16 protein-coding genes and 1 pseudogene are annotated in these 23,196 nt (G+C 43.2%); 14 read left to right on the top strand and 3 right to left on the bottom strand.

The window, feature by feature from the left end:
- Nucleotides 1–791: 791 nt before the first annotated feature.
- The 10 genes from ACFG4S_RS25400 (at nt 792) to opcA (ending at nt 14,497) form a co-directional block, all read left to right on the top strand.
- Entirely contained in the window at nt 792–1,634 is an 843-nt protein-coding gene (locus tag ACFG4S_RS25400; RefSeq protein ID WP_392531709.1) for a hypothetical protein, read from the top strand.
- Entirely contained in the window at nt 1,616–2,995 is a 1,380-nt protein-coding gene (locus ACFG4S_RS25395) for an O-antigen ligase family protein (RefSeq protein ID WP_392531708.1), read from the top strand. The genes ACFG4S_RS25400 and ACFG4S_RS25395 overlap by 19 nt, the downstream gene beginning before the upstream one ends.
- Nucleotides 2,996–3,304: 309 nt before the next feature.
- The gene (locus tag ACFG4S_RS25390; RefSeq protein ID WP_392531707.1) at nt 3,305–3,823 is read left to right on the top strand and encodes a hypothetical protein; all 519 of its coding nucleotides are present in this window, start codon (nt 3,305–3,307) and stop codon (nt 3,821–3,823) included.
- 355 nt (nt 3,824–4,178) lie between these two features.
- On the top strand, nt 4,179–4,700 hold the full coding sequence (locus tag ACFG4S_RS25385) for a Ycf51 family protein (protein WP_392531706.1): 522 nt from the start codon (nt 4,179–4,181) through the stop codon (nt 4,698–4,700).
- Nucleotides 4,701–5,280: 580 nt separating this feature from the next.
- The gene (locus tag ACFG4S_RS25380; RefSeq protein WP_392531705.1) at nt 5,281–6,474 is read left to right on the top strand and encodes an iron-containing alcohol dehydrogenase family protein; all 1,194 of its coding nucleotides are present in this window, start codon (nt 5,281–5,283) and stop codon (nt 6,472–6,474) included.
- Nucleotides 6,471–7,703: an aspartate aminotransferase gene (locus ACFG4S_RS25375; RefSeq protein WP_392531704.1), complete on the top strand. Its 1,233-nt coding sequence runs from the start codon at nt 6,471–6,473 to the stop codon at nt 7,701–7,703. Before ACFG4S_RS25380 ends, ACFG4S_RS25375 begins: the two co-directional genes overlap by 4 nt.
- Nucleotides 7,704–8,790: 1,087 nt before the next feature.
- On the top strand, nt 8,791–9,840 hold the full coding sequence (fbp, locus tag ACFG4S_RS25370) for a class 1 fructose-bisphosphatase (RefSeq protein WP_392531703.1): 1,050 nt from the start codon (nt 8,791–8,793) through the stop codon (nt 9,838–9,840).
- 355 nt (nt 9,841–10,195) lie between these two features.
- Complete coding sequence (tal, locus tag ACFG4S_RS25365; RefSeq protein WP_392531702.1) at nt 10,196–11,341, top strand: transaldolase; 1,146 nt, start codon at nt 10,196–10,198, stop codon at nt 11,339–11,341.
- Between the two features lie 141 nt (nt 11,342–11,482).
- Nucleotides 11,483–13,012 carry a glucose-6-phosphate dehydrogenase gene (zwf, locus tag ACFG4S_RS25360; RefSeq protein WP_392531701.1) on the top strand — a complete coding sequence of 510 codons (1,530 nt, stop codon included), beginning with the start codon at nt 11,483–11,485 and terminating at the stop codon, nt 13,010–13,012.
- 108 nt (nt 13,013–13,120) lie between these two features.
- A complete protein-coding gene (opcA, locus tag ACFG4S_RS25355; protein ID WP_392531700.1) occupies nt 13,121–14,497 on the top strand; it encodes a glucose-6-phosphate dehydrogenase assembly protein OpcA in 1,377 nt (458 codons plus the stop codon).
- A 188-nt stretch (nt 14,498–14,685) separates the two neighbouring features.
- Here opcA and ACFG4S_RS25350 read toward each other — a convergent pair.
- The 3 genes and pseudogenes from ACFG4S_RS25350 to ACFG4S_RS25340 all read right to left on the bottom strand — a co-directional run.
- Nucleotides 14,686–15,486 (bottom strand): annotated as a pseudogene (locus ACFG4S_RS25350) (transposase); the annotation flags it as partial.
- 193 nt (nt 15,487–15,679) lie between these two features.
- Nucleotides 15,680–16,327 (bottom strand): response regulator, encoded by a 648-nt coding sequence (locus ACFG4S_RS25345; protein WP_392531699.1) that lies wholly within the window; start codon nt 16,325–16,327, stop codon nt 15,680–15,682.
- Nucleotides 16,328–16,446: 119 nt separating this feature from the next.
- The gene (locus tag ACFG4S_RS25340) at nt 16,447–17,820 is read right to left on the bottom strand and encodes a sensor histidine kinase (RefSeq protein ID WP_392531698.1); all 1,374 of its coding nucleotides are present in this window, start codon (nt 17,818–17,820) and stop codon (nt 16,447–16,449) included.
- 404 nt (nt 17,821–18,224) lie between these two features.
- Here ACFG4S_RS25340 and ACFG4S_RS25335 point away from each other — a divergent pair, with 404 nt between their 5' ends.
- The 4 genes from ACFG4S_RS25335 to ACFG4S_RS25320 all read left to right on the top strand — a co-directional run bounded on the left by ACFG4S_RS25335 (nt 18,225) and on the right by ACFG4S_RS25320 (nt 23,195).
- Nucleotides 18,225–18,770 carry a hypothetical protein gene (locus ACFG4S_RS25335; protein WP_392531697.1) on the top strand — a complete coding sequence of 182 codons (546 nt, stop codon included), beginning with the start codon at nt 18,225–18,227 and terminating at the stop codon, nt 18,768–18,770.
- 5 nt (nt 18,771–18,775) lie between these two features.
- Nucleotides 18,776–19,618: a sulfotransferase family protein gene (locus ACFG4S_RS25330; RefSeq protein WP_392531696.1), complete on the top strand. Its 843-nt coding sequence runs from the start codon at nt 18,776–18,778 to the stop codon at nt 19,616–19,618.
- Nucleotides 19,619–20,199: 581 nt separating this feature from the next.
- On the top strand, nt 20,200–20,781 hold the full coding sequence (locus tag ACFG4S_RS25325) for a CAP family protein (RefSeq protein WP_392531695.1): 582 nt from the start codon (nt 20,200–20,202) through the stop codon (nt 20,779–20,781).
- 143 nt (nt 20,782–20,924) lie between these two features.
- On the top strand, nt 20,925–23,195 hold the full coding sequence (locus tag ACFG4S_RS25320) for an Ig-like domain-containing protein (protein WP_392531694.1): 2,271 nt from the start codon (nt 20,925–20,927) through the stop codon (nt 23,193–23,195).
- The last annotated feature ends 1 nt before the right edge of the window (nt 23,196 follow it).

Genomic DNA, 23,196 nt, shown 5'->3' with positions numbered 1-23,196 from the left:
GTCATGACAATCAGTTATAAATCATCCAACTGATACATGCAACAGACTCTCAAAGAACTCTTTGATTAGGATAGGATATCAAACATTCTGCTGTACTGAATTTGAGTTATAGTTTATACTCTACATCAGTATTGCTTATCAAAGCTGATAAACTACCGACACTTTATATTTATAATCTTTATTATTTCAACTTTGTGCCTTTTTGGCAGAAATCTACATAAAACGCAGTATAAAAGCTAGGGGATCAAGATTAATGGCAAGACTATAAACCAAATGAGAAACAAATTTTTAGTGAATCTTAAACTTATTATTCGTGACTAATAACTATTTTTAGATTCGCTGCAAAATCTGCTGTTTCATCGAGAAAACTTATTGCTTGCAGATTGATTTGCTAAGTCAGCAAAAGATTGATCTCCTATAGTGCAAAATCAGTCTAACGACGGATGAAATAATATAGTTAAATTGTTTTAAAAGTTCACATAGATACTGATTCAGTCAGCCACAACATAACGGATTGTTTAGTTAGAAGACATCCCCATATCTCCACAAAATGTCCCAAAAATGCATTTTTTGGTTTTAGAGGTTGTTTGAAAAGTAGTTAGCTGTGATTTTTGGCACTAGCACTGAATATCCAAAAGACTAAACCCATTATTCTGGCACCAATCATTGGTCAATAACAAATGACTAATGACCAATGACTAATGACAAAGGACAAAATTACTACTAATGACTGCTGAAAGCTGATAGTAGAATAAGGTACAGAAAAGCTGCACGGAAGGGAGGAAGGGAAATTGGATGAGATGAGGGCGGCGCTAGAGTTAGCGACCGAAGAAGAATTACAAGACTTAACGGCAATTCTATTTAGTCGTAAGTTCAATCCTCTAGACTATGTTCATACACCCGAACCCATCGAAGTACAAAGCCAAGACCGCAAAGCTTGGTTAGACGCACTAGAAGGCCGCTTCCGCTTTTTAGCGGCAGATGGAATGACGGTATTGCGGGGACGCACAGACCAAGTAACTTACCGACAAGCGTTAGTTCAAGTATGTAAGTATCTAAAAATTCCTTATTCTAATCAGTTGGCAACCGTTGATTTAGAAGCAGAAGTATTTTTGCATCTGCTAGGACAGGTGTGGAAAAAATTGCCGGAACAGGAAAAGCAAAAATTGACTCTACGGGTGCAACGTCAACTTCTCAAATCAGAACTAAAAGAACCTTTACCACTTTTATTGCAACGCGATCCTTTGGGATTACTTTTTAAAGGTGGTAGCGCGATCGCGGTTACTTCTCTTCTTCAGCCACTTGTACTCAAGCAAATTGCCCGGCAATTTGCCATCCACTTTGCTACCTATGAAGTAGCCAAACAAGCGGCAATTACAGGCTCAGAAGCAGCTGCAACCCAATTTCAAAGCTATGTAGCTATGCAAATGGCGCAACGGGGTATGACTGTGAGTGCAGCTCGTTATGGAGCAGCCCGCACGATGTTTGCCGTGATTGGACCAATGATGTGGGCTTGGTTTTTTGCAGATTTAGGGTGGAGAGCGATCGCCACTAACTATGGTCGGATCATCCCTACCATCTTCGCCTTAGCTCAAATTCGTCTCACTCGTGCTGAATGTTGGGAGCCAGCTTGAACAAAGCTTTTTATCGTTTCAACTTTCGTTGGCAATCCCCCTGGAATTACTCTTTATTAGCACTGTTAATCTTCCCGTTAAGTCCTTTAGTAGGGGCTGTGACTATAGGTTTTGTAACATTAATCACTTGGATGAGACAAAACCACAAAATTAGCCGCCGCCCCCTTAACTGGGGATTTGCCCTTTGGAGTCTGTTGCTGATTTTGACTGCTGGGTTTGCCTCCAACAAGACAGAAGCTTTCCTGGGCTTATTTAATTTCTTACCATTCTTTTTCGTTTTTGCCGCCTTTAGCAACCTGATTCAAACAACTACCCAATTGCGGCAAATGGCTTGGGCTTTGACAATAGGTTCCGTACCTGTGGTGATTATCGGCTTGGGACAGTTATTTTTAGGCTGGAGTTTGAAGTTGCAGATTTTGTGGGTTGTATTAAGTTGGACGATCGTCCCAGGAGGAAATCCACCAGGCCGCATAGCTTCCTTCTTCTTGCACGCTAATACCTTCGCTGCTTATCTAGTGATAGTTTTCATCCTGAGTCTAGGGTTGTGGCTCGAACAATGGCGAGCGGGGATTGGGTATTGGGGATTGGGTATTGCGAAGAATTCAGTCCCCAGTCCCCATTACCCCTTATCCCCAGTCCCCTTCCTCTTTCTAACCGTAGCCGTGATTACGAATTTCATCACCTTGATTTTCACCAACTCGCGTAATGGGTGGGCGATCGCTATTTTTGCCTGTTTAGCTTATGCACTCTACCAAGGTTGGCGTATTCTTGTGGGTGCTATCGCTGCGATCGTCTCTAGCGTCCTTTTGGCGGCTTTTGCTCCCTCCCCAGTCGCGGAAATTTTTCGTCGGATAGTTCCTGCTTTCTTTTGGGCTAGGTTAAACGACGATATGTATCCAGACAGACCCGTGGCTTTAATGCGAAAAACTCAGTGGGAGTTTGCCTGGTCTTTAGCTGAGCAACATCCTTGGACTGGCTGGGGCTTACGCAGTTTTGGTGGATTATACAAAGCACATATGCAGATTCCTTTGGGTCATCCCCACAACTTGTTTTTGATGTTATCTGCTGAAACTGGTTTTCCCAGTACTTTTTTATTTTGTGGCTTACTACTTTGGATTGTCATTACAGGCCTGCAATTACTGCGAAAGTCAAAATATCTCAATATAGGAGACAGATTAATATTTTTTAGTTATCTTCTGGCCTTTGTTGGGTGGATTCTATTGAATACAGTAGATGTAACCCTCTTCGATTTTCGTTTAAATTCCTTCTCATGGTTAATTTTGGCTGCCATGTGTGGAATAATACATCACCATCACCAACAAGAAAAGCTTGCATCCGATCAAAATGAGTTACTTAATTGATAGACTCTACGAAAAACTTATGACACTTGGATTAGTCCTATGGCTATGAATTCTTTTTCAGTGTATGTACTGGGGACATTTAAAGTTTGGAGTTAATAAGATTACTATATTCACGTCTGTGAGTGTGACTAATACCTAATTAGTCACTGTTGCTGATTGTTGGGAAGGTGTAGGGACAGCCCTTTTGGGGTTTTCCTGCATGACGGGCATCTCTTGTAGATGCCCTTTTGTATGTTTATTATTTACAATTTTCAAGTATTGAATTGAACAGAATATCTAAAAAAAATATTTTATTAAGGAGCATAAAATATGCTAGCTGAAATTAAACTAGGTCTTTGTAACCCGCCACAACCTATTTATTTGTATGTGAAAAACGGAGAATTCAACGGGGAATCCTACCTGTGGTATCAGTATGATATCAATAATAATAAAACTATTCCTGTTCAACAAACAGGTCTAACTGGGTATATATTTGAACTTAAATTAACGACGAAAGAATTTAGAGAAAGAGACAACAATAAGTTAGACATCGTTGTTAGAGCGGATGAAATTTATGTTGTTAGGACTGGGATAGAAACGAACTTTGCTAAAACTTTCCTTTTAGCTGCATCACTAGTTCAGGACTTTTCCAAACCCCTGATTATCGCTGCAATTGCGGGAAAAGAGAATGTGGTATTTTGTAACCTCTATGACGCGGCGACTAAAACCAAGATTCAGTACAAATGGAACAAAGATGCTGATTGGTTAGGAATCATTGATAGTGTTCAAACTAAGTTGCAGACATCTCAAAATTCTCATGTCGTCTCTGGTGAGCCGATACTGTTATGAATAACTTTAGAGGTTGTTTGAAAAGTCTAATTTATTACTAGCCTCGGCGATTGGAAATCGCGGCTACACAGACAAAACCCACCTACGTGGGTTAAAACCCTTGATTTTGTATTAGTCCACGGAGGTGGACTAAGTTTTGTGTAGTAGCGAATTCTATTCGCCCAATACTTTTCAAACATCCTCTTAGGCTAAAAGTAAGTGTCAACTTTATTTATGAGTGCAATGTCTGACGCCAACACGTCTATACACCCAATATTTTGATTGGCATTCAAGACTATGGTAAGCAATATGGTGTAAGCTCTCGGTAAAATAGGTGTGTCGGTAACGAAAAAAAGACGCTTCATTAACCAAGCATATGTTTACAACAGCTAACTTTCTTCAGTACACCCAATGGTCGGGTATAGCTACCTTGGTATTTGCTGCCTTGGTAATTTTGGCTTTTATTCTCAAATGGGGCATCCGCTTTCGACTGGTGGGTACAACTGGCTTTATGCTGGTGCTAACAGCTGGTTTGTTTGCACTCTCTATAGTTCCGTTGAGTCGGAGCGTGATTCCTGGAGCAGTACATTACACTCTTGTTTATGACAATGGTTCAACCCAAGCGGTAATTGCCACATCAACCCAAATTACACCAACACAATTAGAAGCAACTTTACGTCAAGCAGCTAGCAATCTGTTTTCTTATGGTCGCTCAGGTACAGTGCAAGACGATAAATTAACAGTTCGTGCCCGTACCATTATCCACCCAGAACCAGGAATTTCTGTACCAGTTTACTTGGGTGAGGTGAAGCGATCGCTCATTTCCCATAACAACTCCCCAATGACAGTAAAAATTTACGAAGACAACTTCGCCCAATTACCAAAAGGCAAAGCTTAAGAGGCAGAGGAGCAAGGGAGGACAAAAGGACAAGGGGACAAGGAGATAAATAAAACTCCTAACTCAGCACTCTTAATGCCCAACAAAAATTCACTTGTCATCAGAATGACATCATTTATTTTGTATTTACCGATACATTAAAGATTAATCTTAGATTAAGATTATTTAAACTTTAGTGCATCCATTGTGGAAAAAAGTTAATTAGCTTGCGGGGAATGGGTGCTGACAATTGTGATTTGTCAGTTATTTTCGTAGTTACCGAGGTTGCAATTTTCAAGGTCAGGGTTTCTCGGAGAATCTTCATGATTCAGTTTTCAATAGCTTTTCCAGAGAATCTGAGAGTGGTAATGTTATTTAATTATACGGTTATTCAAAACTTTGATAGTTCGGAATTTCAGGTCAATGGGCATCATAGATTCAAGCAACGTCGGTAAGAGGCTTTGTCTATTTTATGGCTCGGCTAAAATCCAGCCGAGGGAGTGGAAGGTTGTAACCATTCTAAAATCAGCTTGGCAACAAGTATCCCTAACCGTAAGTCTAATTTGATTAAGAAATATCAAAGTTTTGGCAAACTAGTTATATGCCTAATAAATTTTCTACTCAACCTTCTTTGTCTACTCAAACTTCTAGTTCGTTATTTACCCTCGTAGTTGCCCCAGCAAAAGTCATCCGTGGTTCTGGCGTCTTGCAAGCAGCCGCAGCAGAAATTGCCTGTTTGGGAAATCGTCCGTTAATTGTGGCGGGCGATCGCACTCTCACCATCAGCCAAGAAAATCTGCAACCGATTTTAGAAATCCAACAGTTATATTCTGCTCTAGCTTCTTATGGTGCAGATTGCTGCGAAGACAGCCTGAAATCTTTACGCAAGGCGGCAAAAGAGCATAAAGCTGATGTGATTATCGGTGTTGGTGGCGGCAAAGCCCTGGATACAGCAAAATTAATCGCGCAACAGTTACAGTTACCAGTGGTGACGATTCCGACTTCGGGGGCTACCTGTGCAGCTTGGAGTGCCTTGTCGAATGTTTATTCCCAAGAAGGGGCGTTTCTTTACGATGTGGGGCTGTCTCGTTGTCCTGATTTATTGATACTCGATTATGACTTGATTAAAACAGCACCACAACGTACTTTAGTCGCTGGCATTGGTGATGCGATCGCTAAATGGTACGAAGCCTCAGTTAGCAGTGGGCATTTGCAAGACACTTTAATTATTGCCGCAGTTCAACAAGCACGAATTTTGCGAGATATCTTATTGCAAAAGTCAGCTACTGCCTTGAAAGAACCAGGCAGTGAAGTTTGGCGAGAAGTTGTAGATGCTACTGTGTTACTTGCAGGGGTAGTTGGCGGACTTGGAGGAGCGCAATGTCGGACAGTTGCTGCCCATGCCGTGCATAATGGTTTAACGCACATCTCCGGACATAGCAGTATTCATGGCGAAAAAGTTGCTTTGGGAATTTTGGTACAACTGCGTTTAGAAGAAATGCTACAAAATAATCAACTAGCAGCATCAGCACGGCAACAGTTGTTAAAGTTCTACACAGAAATTGGACTACCCCAAAAATTAAGTGATTTGGGATTGGGAAATATTACACTAGGTGAGTTGCAAACAGCCGCTGAAGTTGCCCTAGCTCCTAATTCTGACATTCATCGACTACCGTTTAAAGTCGCGCCAGAACAGTTGATGGCAGCAATGGTTTCTACCACTGCACCTATAGATAGTAGAGACACGATGAATCGAGTTTCCCCCAAAGGAATGAGTGACGAGGTTGAAGAATGAGTTTGAATTGGATTGTTCCAGCAGAACGTATACAAAAACTGCCACCCTATGTATTTGCCCGTTTAGATGAACTCAAAGCGAAAGCACGGGAACAAGGGTTAGATTTAATTGATTTGGGTATGGGAAATCCCGATGGTGCAACACCACAACCAGTAGTAGAAGCAGCGATCGCCGCTTTAAAAGATCCCGCTAATCACGGTTATCCTCCTTTTGAAGGTACTGCTAGTTTCCGTCGTGCCATCACTAACTGGTATCATCGCCGTTATAATGTGGTTCTCGATCCGGATAGTGAAGCCTTGCCACTACTGGGTTCTAAAGAAGGATTAACTCATTTAGCGATCGCCTACGTTAACCCTGGCGATTTAGTTCTCGTTCCTTCCCCCGCTTATCCTGCACATTTCCGCGGCCCCGCGATCGCTGGCGGGAAAATCCACAGCTTGATTCTTAAACCCGAAAATGACTGGTTAATCGATTTAGCTGCGATTCCTGATGAGGTTGCAAGACAAGCCAAAATACTCTATTTTAACTATCCCAGTAATCCCACCGCTGCCACAGCTCCCCGCGAGTTTTTTGAAGAAATTGTTGCCTTTGCCCGCAAATATGAAATTTTGTTGGTGCATGATTTGTGTTACGCCGAGTTAGCGTTTGATGGTTATCAACCCACTAGCTTGCTAGAAATTCCTGGCGCGAAAGAAATCGGTGTAGAGTTTCACACCTTATCAAAAACCTACAATATGGCTGGTTGGCGCGTCGGGTTTGTAGTGGGGAATCGCCATGTAATTCAAGGTTTACGGACACTAAAAACTAACTTGGATTACGGCATTTTTGCCGCCTTACAAAAAGCAGCCGAAACCGCTTTACAACTGCCAGATGTCTATTTGCATGAAGTACAACAGCGCTACCGTACCCGCCGCGATTTCCTCATTGAAGGATTAGGACAGCTGGGTTGGGATATCCCCAAAACCAAAGCGACAATGTATCTTTGGGTGAAGTGTCCTGTGGGAATGGGTTCAACAGATTTTGCCTTGAACGTATTGCAGCAAACTGGCGTTGTCGTTACCCCAGGTAATGCCTTTGGAGTAGCAGGTGAAGGGTATGTCAGGATTAGTTTGATTGCAGACTGCGATCGCTTGGGTGAAGCTTTACGTCGCTTCAAGCAAGCCGGCATCCGCTATCAACCTGAAAGCTTAGTTTCTACTTCAGGAGCGATCGCCGATCTGGTTAGTTGATTATTTGATTTTTTTGCCAAAAATACCAGAAATACCGATTTTGCTAACGTCAATTAGCATTGTATGTCGGCAACTTTCTCATGGATTTGCTGATTTCAAAGAATAAAGGAGCAAGATTGATGGCTAAATCTTTTTTGATTCTGCCAATAAAAACAGAGTGTAAGTGTTAAGGTCACACTTTGCGGTGGATGGCTTGGTAGTTACTCTGATTGCCCATACCCTCAATAGAGACACGTAAATTATCCAACTTTCCACTCACCTACCGACTAGCGATCGCATATTTTTTCTTCTTTTGCCTACTACAGTTGTTGTCTAATTTGTCAATGCGTAAGTTCTGTCGCCGTCTCTACAAAGGACTTATTCTTGTAAAGATGGCAAATGATCGCGTCTTGGCGGTCTAGAATTTTCATCAAAAAACCTTATCCGAACCGTATTGAGTTCGCACTGGCATAGGGTTTGCTGAGGCTTATCCCTCAAATATTTGATGGAGTGAAATTTGAAGTATCTCAGTATCTCAATTATATCTTTGTGACTTCCAACTTCTGACTTGAAAATGCTCCTTCGATGAGTATCTATATAGATCAGTCTCACATCGCATTTTCATGCTTGACTATGAAACTTGTTTCATTGGGACTGCCTTCTGCTTTCCCCAGCCGAGATCACCAAAAGTTGCCAAGAACCACTTCTGCTTGAAATTACAAGTTAGCAGAAAATCTTACTGGGTACTAAGTGGGCGATACTTGATTTGAACCAGTGACCCTATCCGTGTGAAGGATGTGCGCTACCCCTGTGCCAATATCCCAGGGTTTTGAATTATATCATAGATTATACAAATTTAAACTTCCCAGTGAAAGCGCGAAGAAAATAATTTATTAAATTCAAACTGCGATCGCCTTCGCAAATACATTAATAAGTGGAATATTACCCATTGCTCTCGGCGCAGGGGTCACAGAACATTCATTTCTTTAGTTTATCTAAAGTCGCATCTAAGTTCTCAAATTACCTTCCTAAGATAGAAGCAGCAACTATAAGTTGTCATACACGACTAAAACCCAACTAACAGCTAGTGGCTACGGAGAATACAAAAATGGCTCAAGCGCCAGAATCTTTAAACTTATCTATGAACGACCCTACAGATAGAGCTTTAGATCGTGATTGTACAACTCTATCGCGTCACGTCTTACAGCAACTTCAGAGTTTTTCAGCCGATGCACAGGATTTGAGTGCGCTAATGAATCGTATCGCCCTGGCTGGCAAATTGATTGCTCGCCGCATGAGCCGCGCCGGTTTAATGGAAGGCGTTCTCGGATTTACTGGGGAAGTGAATGTCCAAGGTGAATCCGTCAAAAAGATGGATGTTTATGCCAACGACGTGTTTATCTCAGTATTTAAACAAAGCGGCTTAGTTTGTCGCCTCGCTTCTGAGGAAATGGAAAATCCCTACTATATCCCGGAAAATTGCCCCATTGGGCGCTATACCCTGTTATATGACCCAATTGATGGCTCATCCAACACAGATAACAATCTCAGCTTAGGTTCAATTTTTGCCATTCGCCAACAAGAAGGAACTGATAGCGATGGCAAAGCAACTGACCTACTCACCAATGGACGTAAGCAACTTGCTGCCGGATACATCCTCTATGGGCCTTGCACAATGCTGGTTTATACTATAGGTAAGGGCGTTCATTCCTTTGTTCTCGATCCCAGCTTAGGAGAATTTATTCTTACTGAAGAAAATATTCGCATTCCTAAGCACGGTTCTGTTTATAGCGTGAATGAGGGTAACTTCTGGCAGTGGGAAGAATCAATTCGAGAATATATTCGCTACGTTCATCGTACAGAAGGCTACAGCGCTCGTTATAGCGGCGCAATGGTGAGCGACATCCATAGAATTTTAGTTCAAGGCGGCGTATTTCTTTACCCAGGTACAATTCAAAAACCGGAAGGTAAATTGCGCTTGCTTTATGAAACCGCTCCTCTAGCCTTTTTGATTGAGCAAGCAGGTGGTCGGGCTACTACAGGACTGGTAGATATCTTGGATGTAGTGCCAAAAAAACTGCATCAGCGCACGCCTTTAATTATTGGTAGCAAAGAGGATGTAGCAAAAGTGGAGTCTTTTATTCAAAACGGTCACTAGTACAGGTCGGCAGAAGGTGAAAAAAGCTGATAAATAAAGCCATTATTACCTTTTTTAACTAGATCGTTATTTCCGCCATACTTTACTAGCCAAGAATTAGAGAAAATCAAGGATGCGTCTAGCCTATGCCATTAATTAAAAGTTAATCATCGTGATTTAGGATTGGGAATGCATAATAGCACTTCTTGAAAATAAATTAAAGATTATCTCAGCTGGTCGATGCGATAAGTGATTGGCAACGGCAAAATTCAGAAGTCACCATCAACAATCAGTGAACAATAACTGTTTGAACATTTTATCGATTTTGCCACATTCACTAAGAAACATCATCATACAGGAGTGAAAAACCAGAGTTATGGCAACTAATCATCTACTAGAAATTAAGCAATACGGTCAAAGTATCTGGATCGATAATTTGACCCGTGACATGATTCAATCAGGCGAACTCCAAGACCTGGTTGAAAATCAAGGAATTTCTGGGATTACTTCCAACCCCGCAATTTTTGAAAAAGCGATCGCTGGTAACGTAATTTATGATGCCGATATTGAAGCCGGAGTTCGTGCTGGCTTGCCGATAGACAAAATTTACGAATCGCTAGTTTTTGCAGATATCCGTAACGCTTGTGATCTTTTACGCCCTGTTTATGAAGCCTCGAATAGAGTAGATGGTTATGTGAGTATTGAAGTACCGCCAACCATTGCCCATGATACTGAAGCCACAATCACTGAAGCTAGGCGCTATTTCCAAGAAATTGGTCGGGAAAATCTGATGATTAAAATTCCCGGTACAAAACCTGGTTTGCCAGCAGTAGAACAGGTAATAGCCGAAGGAATGAATGTCAATATCACCCTGCTATTTTCTGTAGAAAGCTACGTCAACACAGCAAAGGCTTATATTCGTGGCTTAGAAAAACGAGTGGCTGAAGGTAAGGATATCAGTAGAATTGCTTCAGTCGCTAGCTTCTTCCTCAGCCGGATTGATAGCAACATTGACTCCAAGATTGATGCTAAGTTGAAAAAAGGTGTTGATGATATTGCCGTAGAAGCGAAGTTGAGAGCTGTTAAAGGAAAAGTAGCGATCGCTAACGCCAAGGTTGCATACCAAGAATACCAGAAAATCATCGAGAGCGAACCCTGGAAAGCCTTAGCAGCAAAAGGAGCCACAGTACAACGGCTACTTTGGGCTAGCACCAGCACCAAAGACCCCAACTACAGAGATGTGATGTATGTCGAAGAGTTAATAGGCCTTGATACCGTTAACACCGTACCACCATCGACCATCAAAGCTTGTGCCGATCATTGTAACGTAGGCGAACGCCTAGAAACAGGTGTAGAAGAAGCTTACACGCTGATCGAAAACCTCAAAGATCCTGATATCAACATCGATCTTGATACCGTAATGGATGAACTGTTAAGTGAAGGTATTGACAAGTTCATCCAGCCCTTCCAGTCCTTGATGAACTCTTTAGAAGAAAAGATCAAGGTATTGTCGCCAGTGTAGGGACTAGGGACTAGGGGCTGGGAACTGGGGATTGGGGATTGGGGACTGCTAAACAATTTTCCTAATACCCAATACCCAATACCCAGTCCCTAATACCCAGTCCCCAATCTCAAAATCCAAAATCTAAAATCCCAAACTCCTATGGTCAGTCTGCTAGAAAATCCCTTGCGCGTTGGTCTGCAACAGCAAGGGATGCCCGAACCCCAAATTATAGTTATCTTTGGCGCTTCTGGTGACCTTACCTGGCGCAAACTAGTACCAGCCTTGTACAAATTGCGGCGAGAACGGCGCATTCCACCCGAAACTACCATCGTCGGTGTAGCACGGCGAGAATGGAGCCATGAATACTTCCGCGAACAAATGCAGAAGGGTATGGAAGAGGCACATCCTGATGTCGATTTGGGAGAACTCTGGCAAGACTTCTCTCAAGGTCTGTTCTATAGTCCTGGGGATATAGACAACCCGGAAGGCTACCAAAAACTCAAAAGCTTATTGAGTGAATTAGACGAAAAGCGGGGCACACGAGGAAATCGGATGTTCTACCTCTCGGTAGCCCCTTCATTCTTTCCTGAAGCAATTAAGCAGTTAGGAAGCTGCGGGATGCTAGAAGATCCCTATAAACACCGTCTGGTAATTGAAAAACCCTTTGGTCGGGACTTGGCTTCTGCCCAGAGTCTGAACCAAGTAGTACAGAAATTTTGCAAAGAAAACCAAGTTTATCGCATTGACCACTACTTGGGTAAAGAAACAGTCCAAAATTTGTTGGTGTTTCGCTTTGCCAATGCGATTTTTGAACCGTTGTGGAATCGTCAATTTGTTGACCACGTACAAATTACCGTAGCAGAAACCGTAGGTGTGGAAGACCGGGCTGGTTACTATGAAAGCGCCGGGGCACTACGAGATATGTTGCAAAATCACCTCATGCAACTTTACTGCCTCACGGCAATGGAAGCACCCAACGCAATGGATGCCGACAGCATCCGCACAGAAAAAGTGAAGGTACTCCAAGCTACTCGTTTAGCTGATGTTCACAATCTGTCGCGATCGGCAGTCCGCGGTCAATACAGTGCTGGCTGGATGAAGGGTCAAGCAGTGCCAGGGTATCGCACAGAACCAGGTGTCGATCCTAACTCCAGCACACCCACTTACGTGGCAATGAAGTTTTTGGTAGATAACTGGCGCTGGAAAGGTGTTCCTTTCTATTTGCGTACCGGGAAACGGATGCCGAAAAAAGTCAGTGAGATTTCCATCCACTTCCGCGAAGTTCCATCTCGGATGTTCCAATCTGCCGCCCAACAGACAAACGCCAACATTTTGACGATGCGGATTCAGCCAAATGAAGGTATTTCCCTGCGTTTTGACGTGAAAATGCCAGGGGCAGAATTCCGCACCCGTTCAGTTGATATGGACTTTAGCTATGGTTCCTTTGGCATCCAAGCAACATCTGATGCTTACGATCGCCTTTTCCTTGATTGTATGATGGGTGATCAAACATTGTTCACCCGTGCAGACGAAGTAGAAGCAGCTTGGCAGGTAGTAACGCCAGCCCTTTCCGTTTGGGATGCACCCACCGACCCAACTACGATTCCCCAATATGAAGCCGGTACTTGGGAACCCGCAGAAGCAGAATTCTTAATTAACCAGGATGGTCGTCGCTGGCGCAGACTCTAAATATTAATCATTAGTCATTAGTCATGAGTCACTAGTAACAACAAATGACAAATGACAAATGACGAATGATAAGATCCAAAATCCAAAATCCAAAATCCAAAATTTCCTATGGCTCCCCAAGCTTCGACAATTTTTTCACTTCAGGCACCAAAAGATATTTCGCTTAACGAAATAGATACGGAACTCAATCAAATCTGGCAAAGTTACGGCATTACCGGCGAGGATGGTGGGCTTCCTGCTGCTACAAGAGCCACAACATTTACTTTAGTGGTCTACGAACCAGAAGAAACCCAGTATCTTTTAGCTAGTTTGGGATTTTACAACGGTCCCCTTGACGGGATTTTAGGACCTCAGATGCAAGCTGCTTTGCGGGAAGTGCAGACAAAACATGGACTGCCAGAAACTGGAACAGCAACACCTGAAACCCTGGCTGTCTTGAGAGAAGAATTCACCAAACGTCAGGGTAATGCAACTAATGGGGATAATGGTTCTGTTGGTCTTCCCAGCTTAAATGCCCCAAGCCCTAGAATTGCCGATGAAATCGCCCTCCGTAACCCCTGCCGAATTATTGCTTTGTTTCCCATTACTGGCGAAGATGAAGGCGTAAAGGCTCAAGTTTCTGCTTATTGCCCCATCCAAAAACAATCGTCAAGTACACTTATCTGTTGCGAATATATTACTCTGAGCGGCACTGCTGCCGCCTTGGAACGGATAGGAGGCATGATTCCAGCATTGTTGATTGGTGGCTTGCCGAAGTTTCTTTGGTGGAAGGCAACACCACAGCCCAGCAACACTCTATTTAAGCGCCTGGCAGCAGTCTGCAATAATGTGATTGTGGATTCTTGCCGCTTTAACGAGCCAGAAAGTGATTTACTTAGCCTACAAGAATTGGTTGATAGTGGTGTTCCCCTAGCTGACCTGAACTGGCGTCGCCTCTCAGCATGGCAGGAATTGACAGCTGAAGCTTACGATTCACCTAAGCGTCGTGCTGCACTTAAAGAAGTTGACCGAGTAACTATTGATTACGAAAAGGGCAACCCAGCACAGGCATTGCTATTTTTGGGTTGGTTGGCAAGTCGTCTAGAATGGCAGCCAGTTTCTTATCAAAAGGAAACCGAAGATTACGACATCACTCGCATTTGCTTTATAGCCCAAGATCAACGACAGGTAGAAGCTGAGTTAGCTGGAGTTCCAGTTGCTGATGTGGGTGAAATTGTTGGTGACTTGATTGCTATACGCCTCAGTTCGACAAATACACAGGCAGACTGTGGTACAGTAATTTGCTCGGAAACGGGTGGTTGTATGCGGATGGAAACTCATGGTGGTGCCCAATCAGCCGGTCTGTTTCAGCAAGTGACTTCACTTTCGGAACAAAAGGCGGAAGCATTACTGAGTCAGCAGGTACAACGTTGGGGTCGTGAGTCACTTTTTGAAGAAAGTCTGGGGATTACAGCGAATATTTTCAAGTTGACAACAAATAGTTAGTTTCGCCTGGAAACAATAAAAGTTACCCAAATTGCGAAAATCAAACACAAACCCTTCAGATTTTTGGATATTTCAATAATCTGGAGGGTTTTTCTCTTTTGCTTCGTTTTTTGGACTAGATTGCAAGAGATGCGATTTATCACGTCTCTTACCTTAACTGAGAGCTATTGCCCCCTACCAAGCTGCACCTTTGATGCATTGACCATGAATCGACAAATTCCACATACTTGTTTTATGGCTCGATGAAAGGTTTCAATTCCCCAATGGGTATCATGAATTGTGATAAATTCATTTCTGGTTATGTCCTTGATTCTTTCTTCATCTGGAACATACAAAATATAGTGTCTAGAGTCTTCTTTCTTGAAGTCTTTCCTAAACAACTTTATGAATCCAAATTCTTTCAGATGAGTTCTTAATCCTGACTCTGGAATCACCAAAGTACTTACCTGGCAATACTTATGCGGTTCATTTGAGACAGTTCTATTTTTTTCAATCCCGAATAGAAAACCCAGCTTCTGGTTTTTTAGAAATTTTAAATTCTCTACTCCTGAATACCAACTATCTCCTGTTACTATTCTTGGCTTGACTCCCCAGCTTATTATTTCACTCACCATTTCTCGAAAATAATCGTTTTTTGTTTTCGCCTCCTTTTTGTCATATATTCTGTAATTTATTGGGACTGAATTACCGTTAGTATCGCTGTAATATAAAGTGATTAAATTTAAGCCAATAATAGCTTTATGGGCTTTTACTGACCAAAAATAACTGATTAATTCGGCATTTTTTGGGTCGCTGTAAATCTTTTCTATTACTGTATCGTCTACACTTAATATCCCTCCTACCAAGTTAATGATTTTCTCTACTATGTTGAATAAATCTTTCGCTTCGTATCTCTCTCTCAACAAAAACCGATTCACACTATCATGTGAAACGTCTCCCAATATCTCTGCCAACCTACTGCACCCCCCAAACTTTGGCTCTGACAGCAGAAATAAGGTGTAGAGGTCTAGATTGCATTGTCCTGTGGATGGTTTAGTAATTTCTCTAATTGTCCGATACCTATAAAGTAAACAACCCTTATTTATGAATTCACTATTTTGTTATTCTGTCAATGCGTAAGTCCTATTATTTTAAAACTTTGCAGTCTAAATTATTTAGAAATAATTTGGTATTTTACTTGTATTAAACACATCCAACTCGCACTGCTGTAGTTGCAGCCTCAGTGCGGTTTGTTACTCCTAACTTATTTAGTACCTGGCTAACATGATGCCTAATGGTAGAAGGACTTAATTTCATTCGTTGAGCGATCGCTTCATTACTTAATCCTAAAGCCAGCAGTGCTAATACCTCTTGCTGTCGCTTGCTTAGTTCATCGATAGCTTGGGATGATGGTTTGCTTGGTTGCAGCAACGCCTGAATTACCTCTGGTGCTAGCATAGACCGACCGATGGCAGCGGCTCGTATGGTATCCGCCAACTCATCAATCGAGATACCCTTGAGCAAGTAGCCAATAGCTCCGGCTTGCATTGCTTGCTGTACCAAGTCATTCGCTAGAAAACTCGTCAAAATTAAAACTTGAATTTCTGGGTATTTTTTGCGGATAGCTCTTGTTGCTTCTGCCCCATTCATCCCCACCATCATCAAATCCATTAACACTACATCTGGTTGCAACTGTTCGCACAAATGTAGTGCTTCATCTCCATTACGCGCTTCACCCACTAATTCCATGTCATCAAAGGCCAGCAAGACAAATTTAATACCTCCCCGCAGAATTTCATGATCGTCAACAGTAATCACCCGAATCGGTTTCAATGATTTATCTTTTTCCATATAATATAAATCCGGGATATCAAAACTATTTTTAATACATTTACATTACATGATTGTTCCATTCTCAGTATTTATGCGTGAGATTCTTAATCTTTAATTTTTTATTTATCACCAATTTTCTACTCACCACTCCCTATTTTATTGATAGCGGCTGACCAACTCAGGACAATCTCAGTCCCCTTTCCTGGATAGCTTGACAAATGAAAGATAGCGCCAATGAACTCAGCCCGTTCTTTCATAATTGCTATGCCCAAATGACCAGATGGTATTTTGTTGTAGTCAAAACCACACCCATTATCGATAATACGCAAGACTATTCCTTGTGAATCACCGTGGAGGCTGACTGATACTTGCGTTGCTTTGGCATGTTTAATAATATTATTTAGTGCCTCTTGAGTAATGCGGCAGAAAACAAGCTTTACATCATCAGATAGAGGTCGATCGCCTTCTACCGTCGTTATTATCTGTAGACTTGCCCGTCCTAGAATTCCCTTGATTAACTGCTGTAGCAATTCACCTAATGGTTTATCTGTCAAACCACTAGGACGCAACTCAATCACAAGATTCCGCATTTCTGCTAACGCCCCTTGTGTCAGTTGGGCGAGTTCGTCTAATCCCTGTTGGGCTACCTCTGGGTTGCGTTGCCAAACTCTAGGTAAAGCTTCGGCAATCGTCGCCATAGTAAACAATGTCTGCGATACCGAATCGTGTAAGTCACGCGCGAGGCGATTTCGCTCCAGTTCCACAGCAATCTTCCGTAGCCGTTCGCTTTCAATCAATTGTTTGCGTAGCTTCATCGCTTGCATCAAGTCTTTGACCAGATGTAGGCTCATAATTACCACGAAGGACAAAAATCCATATTCAGCAATGTACATAGATTTGATCTTCCCCAAATCTACTAAGCGATCGCATTGAACAGTTCCGACAAAAATCGCCAGACTCAAAGCTAAAATCAGTGCAGCCTGCTTTTCACCACGCTGATATTGACGGTAACAGGCGTAAAAAGCAAAAACTACATTACTGATTAAAGCTAAGAATTGGAACCCGACTAAAGGATTGAGTGTACCTTCTGGGTGGGTAATTGGTTCTCCCCAAGGCAAAGGAATACTTGATAGTCTGCTGATATGGGAATAGAGAATCCCAGTAGGTGAAACTTGGTTAATTAAGAGGCAGATGAAATAGAGGGTATTCAGTGCCAAAAGTAGGCGTACAGGCTTAAATTTAGTATATAAAGCCACAAACCAGAGGGTGAAAACTCCGTCAATATATCCCAAACTAGATAGCAATTTTCTGGCATTTATATAATCATCTACATCTATGGCTTTGTATTTGGCTATAAGAGCTAAGATATAACTAAAAATTATTAAGCAGGTTAACCCAAAAGATAAGTGCAGCGCTGGTTTTAATCGCCCAGAGGCAATTAGCAAGTGTAATAGACCAACATAGAGGCAAATACCAGCAAATATATTGAGAATACTTGGAACAAGAGTCATTACTTGTTTGATGAAAAATTGACAGCTAGCAACAAACAAGTAATATCACCTGAATAGAGACTTTTCACCTTCTCCACACACATTCTCTATTCATAAGTAATAGTTATATAGGTCATTGATCCTAGTCAAAAATAGGACAAGTATTCGATGCGCTCACTCAGGCGATCGCAGTACAATTCATCACGCGAATGATTTAAGCAAAACTTTGGCGATAGCGTACCGCCCGCCGTAAGTGATCGCCTTGCCTCTACGGTCAAAACCCACAGGAGCAAAAGCTTGTGCGCTAACACCATTGAGTAAAAACACTGTATTGCGTAGAGATGTTGCAATACAACTTCTCCACAAATATTTAGCTGAAAATACTCATAAAGTCATTAAATCTGTGTAATCAATTTCAAAAGAAAATGAATAAAATCTCGTCTCGCAAAACCTTGTTGTTTAGTTTTGTTATTGCTTCCACACTACTTGCCACACCTAATGTTGTTAGGGGTAATGAGTTGTCAGCAGGAAAAACTAATGATAGTACGGCACGTTGTAGCCAAAATGTCGGCGGTTCTTATCTGACAACAATCTTCAACCAAGACGGCACAATCGGATCGCGTGGAGTCATAACACTTACCGAAGAAGGTAACTTTTTTGTCATTGACTCCAATCAAGGCGGTGTTACCAACGTCTTTAATCCCTTTAGCAGTGGACAAGGTGCTTGGAAGTGTAATAGCAAAACTGGGGTCAGCGCCAGATCAATTACCTTTGCTTTTCCAGGAAGTGCAGGATCTACTGGTAGCATTGCTCGCTCTGACTATCAAGCCAGCTTTAATCCCCAAACCCAGACAGTACAAGGGACTATTACACTGCGTTTTTTCAGCCTCAATGCTAATCCCTTATTAAATAATGTCCCACCTGTAGCAACATTTAACTTCTCAGGGCAACAAATCAAACCCGCTAATTAACTATAATGACTTCCAAAATCCACTTTATCTCCGGCTTACCTCGCTCAGGTTCTACCTTACTCGGAGCATTACTGCGGCAAAACCCCCGGTTTCACGCCAGAATGACTAGCCCCGTCGGTAGTTTGGTGAACCGAATGCTAGAAGCGATGAGCGAAGATAATGAATTTTCAGTCTTTATCACCCCTGAGCAAAAACGGGCATTAACCTTAACTATCTTTTCCACATTTTACGAACCCCAAGCACAAAAAGAAGTAATCTTCGATACTAACCGCTTGTGGTGTAGCAAACTCTCCTTAATTCAAGAGCTATTTCCTGGCTCAAGAGTGATTTGCTGCGTGCGGAATGTCGCTTGGATTATGGATAGCATCGAACGGCTGATTAGAAAAAACGCTTTTGATGTGTCGCGGATGTTTAATAATGCTGGCGAACGCTCGACAGTTTACACCCGCACCGAAGCCTTAAGTCAAGGGGGACGGTTAGTGGGGTTTGCTTATAACGCCCTCAAAGAAGCATTCTATAGCGAACATAGCGCCTCTTTGCTTTTGGTGGACTATGACTTATTAAGCCAAGCACCTGATAAAACCCTATCGCTGATTTATCAATTTTTGCAGGAGGAACCATTTGAGCATGATTTTGCCAACGTGGAATACGAAGCTTCGGAGTTTGATAATCGGCTGAATACCAAAGGACTACATCAAGTGCGTCCTAAAGTTGAGTTTCAATCGCGGCTGACGATTTTACCACCGGATTTATTTACTCAGTATGATTCCTTGTCTTTTTGGAAGAATCCTAGCAACAGTCTAGCTAATGTAATTGTCGCACAGCCGGTAGAAGCGGTGAGTAAATGAAGCTTTCAATCTTAAGAGGTTGTTTGAAAAGTGGTTGGCTGTGATTTTAGGCACTTAGCGATCCCCCCTAGCCCCTTACAAAGGCTACGGTGTATACACAAGTCAAATTACCCCCCTTAATCCCCCCTTATAAAGGGGGGAGACCGGAAATCTAGTTCCCTCCTCAATACATACGGGGAAGGTTAGGGTGGGGTAAAGCTGACACAAAAAACCAGGTGAGTAAACTATTTCAGACTTATGCATACACCGTAGCCTTAGAAAGGGAGGAACTTTTCCTACCAAGCTGCAACTTAGTTGCATCAACCTGCATTTTTATTGCATTCACCTACAACTTAGTTGCATCAACCTGCATTTTTATTGCATTCACCTACAACTTTGCTGCATTCATCTGCATTTTTATTGCATTCACCTGCATTTTTATTGCATTCACCTACAACTTTGCTGCACTCACATGCAACAAAGTTGTACTGACCTGCAACTTAGAAACTTTCAACAAATAAATTATCCAATCCTGTGGGGTGGGCAACATGAGCGCCCCTAGCCAAGAAACCAGCAAAAGCTAACTTAAAAGACACAAAACCATGAATAAATTATTTTCAAGATTAACCCTGACAACAGCTACAGCTTTAACCGTTGCACTAACAGGAGGAGTAATAAGTAGTAAATCCGTTTTTGGAGACACATCTATTGACTTAGCCGCCGTGCGTAGCGCTGCTGTGTCTAAACACAACACTTATCGAGCCACCCATCATAGCCCTAACATTACCATCGATAATTCCCTGAACACAGGCGCTCAAGCTTGGGCTGAGAAGATTGCCAGTAGTGGAAACTTTGAACACAGCGGGACTCCTAATGTCGGAGAGAACATATACGCTTCCTATAGTTCCGAGACTTCCATAGACCCAACCACCCTTGGCAACGGAGCAGTTGAAGACTGGTACAGCGAAATTAAAGATTACAAGTACGAGAGTCCAGGGTTTTCTAGCGAAACCGGACATTTTACTCAGGTGGTATGGAAAGGCAGTACCAAATTAGGCTGTGGTGCAGCCCAAGGTACTGCAACAATCCAGGGCACTAAATATAACGCATTCTACGTGGTTTGCCAGTACTCTCCCGCAGGTAATGTGGAAGGGCAGTTTCCTGCTAACGTGCTGAAACCTTAGTCATCTGCTGTTTGCCTACCTTACAAATAACTCAGAACCCCGACTTCTTGAAGAAGCTGGGGTTCTAAGTCCAGCGATTTAGTTTAAGTGACACTCCACTCTCCAAATAACTTCTCATTTACCTCAAAAAAGAAAAAAATCAAATGACAAACTTCATCGTCAACCAAGCCACTGATGACGGCACTGGCTTAACCGCAGGCACTCTCAGTTATGCAATCCTCCAAGCGAATCAACTAGCAGGGGATGACACTATTACGCTCAATAATGATGTGCGTGTGACTGGGGTAGTAAAAACCCTGGTGAACAGCAACATCAGCATTGTGGGCAATAACCACACCCTTAGCGGCGATGCCAATAACAACGGCATCAACGACAATGGCGACGTGCGCTCCTTATTCATTCTGTCGGGAACCGTCAGTATATCTGACTTGACCATCGCCAACGGACGAGCCAAAGGCGGAGATAGTGGACAAGGCGGCGGCGGCGCTGGTTTAGGCGGTGGTTTGTTTATCTATGATGGCAGCGTCTCTTTAACCAATGTCGCTTTTAGTAATAACGCAGCACAAGGCGGTAATAGCGGTGTTAGCGGACTGGCTCAAGGCGGCGGCGGACTGTTTGGCAACGGCGGCGGTGGCGGCGGTGGCGGATTGTTTGCCGATAGCACTGACAACAACGGTGGCTATGGCGGTAATGGCAACTACGGCGGTAGCAGCAACGGTGGCTTCGGCGGTGGCGGAGTGTTTGCTGTTAGCAACGGGGGTTTTGGCGGTGGTGGTGGCGGCGGTGTCTATGGAGGCAACGGCTTCAGTGGCGGCTTTGGCGGTGGTGGTGGCTACGGCTTCTATGGTGGAGGGAAGGGGGGTTATGGCGGCGGCGGCAGCTACGCACAGGGCGGCTTCGGCGCCGGCTCTGGCGGAGCTTATGGCGGCGGCGGTGGTGCTGGACTAGGGGGCGGTATTTTTGTCCGCAGTGGTTTTTTAACCCTGAACAACACCAGCTTTACTAACAACACGGCTACAGGCGGTACAGGGAATAACCCAGGTCAAGGCTTGGGTGGGGCAATCTTCATCATGCAGTCCACCACCAACACCAACGGCAACAACCAAGGAATGCCCACCACCATTGGCACTATCGGTTTTGTGGGTTCATTTACCTTCAGCGGCAACAATGCGGCTGACGATGCAGGAACTCTCAGCAATAACGATGATGTTTACGGCACACAAGTACCTGTTACTAACAGTCCACCTATTGCAGTTAATGATGCTCTCAGCACGAATGAGGATACAGTTCTCAACGGTAATGTGCTAATCGCCAATTCTACTACACCCGACAGTGACCCGAACAACGACACGTTAACGGTGACACAGGTAAATGGCAATGCTCCGGGTATAGGCAATCAGATTACTTTAACTTCTGGTGCTTTGCTCACTCTCAACGCCAATGGCACTTTCAACTACAACCCTAACGGTAAATTTGAATCTTTGGCTGCGGGAGCTACTGCCAGCGACGGTTTTACTTATACTATCAGTGATGGTAACGGCGGAACCAGCACAGCAACAGTTATCCTGACTATTAATGGCGTTAACGATGCGCCTGTTGGTGTTAACGACAGTGTGATTACTGCCTTTAATACTGCCGTTAGCATTCAAACTAGTACCCTGCTGGCAAATGATACCGATGTCGATAGCACCGGACTTAGCATCACTGCTGTTAGCGGCGTTACCCACGGTACTGCTGTCCTGAATAATAACGGCACTGCCAGCAATACCGCAGATGATTTCGTTATCTTTACCCCAACTAGTGGATTTAGTGGTAATGCCAGCTTTAACTATACCCTCAACGATGGTAGCCTGACTGGCACTGCTAGCGTAACTGTAGCTGTCGGTCGTGACATTGATGGTACTAACCAAGCAGATAACTTAGTTGGCACTAACGGTAACGACAACATCGAAGGCGGTAATGGCAACGATACCATCAACGGCGGTGCGGGTAATGACACCATCGAAGGCGGCAATGGTAACGACCTCTTGTATGGCGATGGCTTCATGAATGGCGGTAGTGGCAACGACTACCTCGAAGGCGGTAATGGCAACGATACTCTTTATGGTGGCGCTGGCGTTGATCACCTTTACGGTGGTAATGGCAACGATCTCCTCTATGGTGGCGCTGGCAGTGATATCCTCACGGGTAATAACGGTAACGATATCTTTGCTTTTGCTGCTGGGGAAGGCACTGATACGATTACTGATTTCTCTAAGGGTTCAGATTTGATCGGGCTGTATAATAGCTTGAGCTTCGGGCAATTAAGTTTTTCAAGTAGCAATATCTTGGTGACTTCTACGAATGAGATTTTGGCAACTCTGACTGGTATTAATACTACGACGCTGACTGCTGCTAATTTTGTCACGCTTTAAC

The organism is Nostoc sp. C117, from assembly GCF_043099735.1.
GTDB lineage: Bacteria > Cyanobacteriota > Cyanobacteriia > Cyanobacteriales > Nostocaceae > Nostoc.
Note: the sequence above shows the minus strand (reverse complement) of the source record. Positions and strands in the feature narration are given on the sequence as shown.

Excerpts from the sequence above, each read along its gene's own strand:
- ACFG4S_RS25395 (WP_392531708.1), top strand. The coding sequence starts at position 1,616 with ATGTTGGGAGCCAGCTTGAACAAAGCTTTTTATCGTTTCAACTTTCGT.
- ACFG4S_RS25390 (WP_392531707.1), top strand. The coding sequence starts at position 3,305 with ATGCTAGCTGAAATTAAACTAGGTCTTTGTAACCCGCCACAACCTATT.
- ACFG4S_RS25385 (WP_392531706.1), top strand. The coding sequence starts at position 4,179 with ATGTTTACAACAGCTAACTTTCTTCAGTACACCCAATGGTCGGGTATA.
- ACFG4S_RS25380 (WP_392531705.1), top strand. The coding sequence starts at position 5,281 with ATGCCTAATAAATTTTCTACTCAACCTTCTTTGTCTACTCAAACTTCT.
- ACFG4S_RS25375 (WP_392531704.1), top strand. The coding sequence starts at position 6,471 with ATGAGTTTGAATTGGATTGTTCCAGCAGAACGTATACAAAAACTGCCA.
- fbp (WP_392531703.1), top strand. The coding sequence starts at position 8,791 with ATGGCTCAAGCGCCAGAATCTTTAAACTTATCTATGAACGACCCTACA.
- tal (WP_392531702.1), top strand. The coding sequence starts at position 10,196 with ATGGCAACTAATCATCTACTAGAAATTAAGCAATACGGTCAAAGTATC.
- zwf (WP_392531701.1), top strand. The coding sequence starts at position 11,483 with ATGGTCAGTCTGCTAGAAAATCCCTTGCGCGTTGGTCTGCAACAGCAA.
- opcA (WP_392531700.1), top strand. The coding sequence starts at position 13,121 with ATGGCTCCCCAAGCTTCGACAATTTTTTCACTTCAGGCACCAAAAGAT.
- ACFG4S_RS25345 (WP_392531699.1), bottom strand. The coding sequence starts at position 16,327 with ATGGAAAAAGATAAATCATTGAAACCGATTCGGGTGATTACTGTTGAC.
- ACFG4S_RS25340 (WP_392531698.1), bottom strand. The coding sequence starts at position 17,820 with ATGACTCTTGTTCCAAGTATTCTCAATATATTTGCTGGTATTTGCCTC.
- ACFG4S_RS25335 (WP_392531697.1), top strand. The coding sequence starts at position 18,225 with ATGAATAAAATCTCGTCTCGCAAAACCTTGTTGTTTAGTTTTGTTATT.
- ACFG4S_RS25330 (WP_392531696.1), top strand. The coding sequence starts at position 18,776 with ATGACTTCCAAAATCCACTTTATCTCCGGCTTACCTCGCTCAGGTTCT.
- ACFG4S_RS25325 (WP_392531695.1), top strand. The coding sequence starts at position 20,200 with ATGAATAAATTATTTTCAAGATTAACCCTGACAACAGCTACAGCTTTA.
- ACFG4S_RS25320 (WP_392531694.1), top strand. The coding sequence starts at position 20,925 with ATGACAAACTTCATCGTCAACCAAGCCACTGATGACGGCACTGGCTTA.